A 1,109-nucleotide genomic window follows, 5' to 3' on the forward strand; every position below is an offset into this window, starting at 1 on the left:
AATCAATCTATTCAATATAATGATTTACTTTTAATAGGAGTAGTAATTGTTGTTGTAATGATTTTATTAGGTAGTTTTTGTTTTAAAAAACTAGATGTGATAGGTGAATAATTTATGGACAATTATATTAAATGTGAATGTATGACGAAAAGATTAAAAGGAAATATTGTGTTAGATAATATTAGTTTGTCAGTAAAAAAAGGCGAATTTTTAGTTTTGAAGGGGCATAATGGCTCTGGTAAAACGATGATTTTACGCGCTATATCAGGGTTAATGCGCTTGAATTCTGGAGTTGTTTATATAGATAATGAAATAATTGGAAAACAAAAGCAATTTCCTGATTCTATGGGAATATTGATTGAATATCCAAGTTTTATTCCAGGGTATACTGGTTTTCAGAATTTGAAATTTTTATCATCGATTAACAATAAAATCTCCGATGAGGAGATTTATAATATTATTCAAAGGGTTGGACTTGATAAAACAGATAAGAGAAAGTATAAAAGATACTCTTTAGGTATGAAACAACGTTTAGGGATAGCGCAAGCTTTAATGGAACAACCCAAATTACTGTTATTAGACGAGCCAACTAATGCTTTAGATAGTGATGGGATAAAAGATGTTTTAGATATTTTGAAAGTAGAAAAAGCCAAGGGAACGACTATTGTTGTAGCCAGTCATGATGTGCATGTTCTAGATAATGAAATGGTAGATCGTATTGTACATGTTAATAATGGAAAGTTGGTAGATTAAGAGTGACGAGAAAACATATCTTAATAAGTATTGGATTGTGTCTGTTGCTATGTATATTTGCTAGTTTATTAAGATTTAAAACATTAAATCTTAATAATGAATCTTATAAAGTGGTAAAAGATGAGTTTTTATCTAATAGAACTTTTGAAGATGGGCAAGGAGTTACGTTTCATGCACTCAATCCTCTTGATCCTACAAAAGTTTATGATCCCTATGAAGACCGTGAAGTAGTGACGTATGTTTTACCTTTAGATATTACAAATACAACAAATCGAGATATTAACTTGCTTAGTAATAAGTCTATTTCCGATACAATGTTTTATTCTAAAATAGGTGAGTTTTATAATTTAATCCCT

Annotated in this window: 1 protein-coding gene and 1 pseudogene; both read left to right on the top strand. The window is 29.3% G+C overall.

Features of this window, described 5'->3' with window-relative positions; translation table 11 throughout:
* Nucleotides 1-114 precede the first annotated feature (114 nt).
* Nucleotides 115-753 (top strand): ATP-binding cassette domain-containing protein, encoded by a 639-nt coding sequence (locus ACQGSG_RS29110; RefSeq protein ID WP_000371027.1) that lies wholly within the window; start codon nucleotides 115-117, stop codon nucleotides 751-753.
* A 41-nt stretch (nucleotides 754-794) separates the two neighbouring features.
* A pseudogene (locus tag ACQGSG_RS29115) lies at nucleotides 795-1,109 on the top strand (hypothetical protein); the annotation flags it as partial.

Origin of the sequence: Bacillus sp. GMa5/1 (genome assembly GCF_050172015.1) — a bacterium.
GTDB lineage: Bacteria > Bacillota > Bacilli > Bacillales > Bacillaceae_G > Bacillus_A > Bacillus_A cereus.